Source organism: Streptococcus mitis (assembly GCF_003942775.1).
Taxonomy (GTDB): domain Bacteria; phylum Bacillota; class Bacilli; order Lactobacillales; family Streptococcaceae; genus Streptococcus; species Streptococcus mitis_CN.
The window spans coordinates 1-2,789 of sequence record NZ_RJNX01000019.1 but is presented as its reverse complement, the minus strand read 5'-3'; the positions used below and the strand labels follow the sequence as shown (position 1 = coordinate 2,789).

At 36.5% G+C, this 2,789-nt stretch carries 1 protein-coding gene; it reads right to left on the bottom strand.

Annotation, left to right across the window (positions count from 1 at the left end):
- Nucleotides 1-140: 140 nt before the first annotated feature.
- Entirely contained in the window at nucleotides 141-2,063 is a 1,923-nt protein-coding gene (gene ltrA / locus D8848_RS10590) for a group II intron reverse transcriptase/maturase (protein WP_125444083.1), read from the bottom strand.
- Nucleotides 2,064-2,789: the final 726 nt, after the last annotated feature.

Below are 2,789 nucleotides of genomic sequence, written 5' to 3'. Positions count from 1 at the left end.
TTCTATAGCGATAGGTAAAACTTTGATACTATCTCCATCTTTTCCCCCGCTTCACACCGTGCGTGCGACTTTCACCGCACACGGCGTTCCATCAATAGTGTATTATCACGATTTTGCTTTATCGTGCTGTATTAATATGATTAACATAATTGTTCTAAGTTCAAATTTTCTTTCAATAATGGTGAATTTCCTGCAAGTTCGCGCAACTGATTTAATTTGGTCAGTCCTGTATTACTCAAATTCAAAAGCTGAAAGAGATTTTTGATAACCTTCTCATTTGTTGCGTGAATCAGGCGATGAATATCTCGTCCAACAATGATAAGGTTCCTATAAGAGTCATCCTTTGTTTCTAACCACGGTCTCTTATGGTGACAATGAATATCATCCATATCCAATTCCTGACCGGTTACAGCACATTTCCCTTTTTGAGCTACAAATAAAGAAATTCGATTATCATTGTATTCAACTGTTGCACGCTTATTTATAATTGAGTGTTCTCTCAGCCATTTTAATTTCCATGTTTCAACAGATTCCTGTTGTTTATGAATCAATTTTCTCCCCTCGGGAGTATACCTATTCAGATTCTTATTTCTTCCTTTTAGTGTTCTCGTCTTGACATAGCTAATTGGAAGAATTGGATAACCCATTAAGTACCGAATATTTTGAGATTGGAGGTAGGGGAGAAGTCCTTTATCTTTTCCCTTGTATTCTCCTATTTTTGTCAGACCTTTCGCCTGCAATCTATTTTTAAAAGAGAGATAAAGCTGATAATGAATTTCTTCTAAATCCTTACTCACATGTGTTGCCATACTATAATAGTTATGAATACCGATAACCATACTATTATACTTCTGTATTTCACGAATAATTGTTTCTTTAGCACCTTTAATTTGTATCAATTTCATCTGTTGTTTCAGTTGATGTTTAATACGTTTCTTGGCTTTTGATGCAATATGAGAGAAACAAACCAAACGATTATTCTTAGAAACTAGCTTTAAAGTAATCCCAAGGAATTCACTGCTTTTCTTTCTCAGATTGGTAATTTGAGATTTTTCCTCTGAAATAGGGAGGTTAAGTCGTTCTTTTAACCACAATTTTACAGCCTTAAACGTTCGCTCTGCCTCATTCCTATTTCGACAAAAGATTTTAAAATCATCCGCATATCGAACAATATAAACTTCTTTTAGCGTCGTTGAAATTCGCAGCTTTCTGTAAACATGTGACTTGTGTCTTGTTCCCTTGGAATTATATTGAGGAACTAATTCCTTACAATCTCTTTCTTCCCATTGTCGTCCTATCCACCAATCAAATTCATTGAGATTGATATTGGCAAGTAGTGGAGATAAGATACCTCCTTGTGGTGTGCCCTTAGTTGGATAGGTCACTTTTCCATTCGGAAGAACAATTGGTGCTTTTAACATTTTTCGAATAATCACTAGAAGTTGTTTGTCCCTGATACCTAATGTCCAGATTTGACGCATTAACTTAGTATGATTCACTTCATCAAAAAAGCCTTTAATATCAACGTCAACGACATAAGTCATATGACTTTTATTCATACGATACATACAGTCCATAATAGCGTTATCAGCCGACCTTAAGGGTCTAAATCCATAACTGTGTTTGTAAAATTTCGCTTCACAGATTGGCTCCAACACTTGTAAAATACACTGTTGAGCTACTCTGTCCCACATCGAGGGAATGCCAAGTGGTCGTTTCTTCCCATTTGGCTTAGGAATCTCTACTCTTCTGACTTTTCTGGGTCTATAATATTGAAATCTTCTTTGAACTTTAGAGATAAAGTCTTCTTGGGTCAGATTTTCTAAATCTTTAATGGTAACACCATCTACTCCTTCGGTTTGACTACCACCATTCCGCTTTATGGTACGATAAGCGAGCAGTATATTCTCGGGAGATATGATAATGTTCATTAAGTTCTTAAAACTGAATCCCTTTTGACTTTTGGAATATAAATCATCAAATATCTCGGTCATGCCATAGTATTCCGCATACCTTAGTTTTTGATGTTTTAATAGTTTGTCATCATTTTTTGGTTTCGTCATGGTCTATCACTCCTCTCTTTGGATTCGTGACCTTTTATGTCTTACAAGAATCCATGAAATGATAAAGTTCATAACAATACACTATTGACTAGTGGCTGTTCCTCCAGTATCATTACAACACTTTCAAAGGTCGTGCCACCACTCTCACTAGAGATTAAGGAAAGTTATGATTTTCTTTCCAATGTTTCTCTGGTTGTGCAACCTCCACATCTCTAGCTTTCGACGTTCCCTTATCTTTATCAATACTAAACTTAGGTGCCTAGCTATACCCCTTCAACTTTGATATGCCTGTAACATAACAAGGAATTTCATATCGTCGATTCTTACTCTTCCTCAAGTTGAAACAACTTACGTTGTTATACGCATTTCTACGTACTCGCCTTCGGAGCGTACATTCGCTGGTTCGTCAGTGCTCATGCACATTCTCACCCTATTTAGTTTTTAATGACTCCCGACCTATCAGATACATATTCCACCTCTGGAACACTTTCGATTCTTAAGTCCTTAAGAATGACGGTATCTTTCAGCCGACTTCACCGAGCTTCAAACCTTTACCTTTGCACAAGATAAACGCATGTCGGAGTATTAGAGAAATCGTTTCAGGTCGTTACCCCTTCATTCCAATTTTCAAGATAAGAGTTCTCCATTCTATTCAAATTTAACCTGATTATCAGGTTGATTTTTCAAGAACGTGTCTAACCTTTTCAGTTAGAAACGTCTCGCACC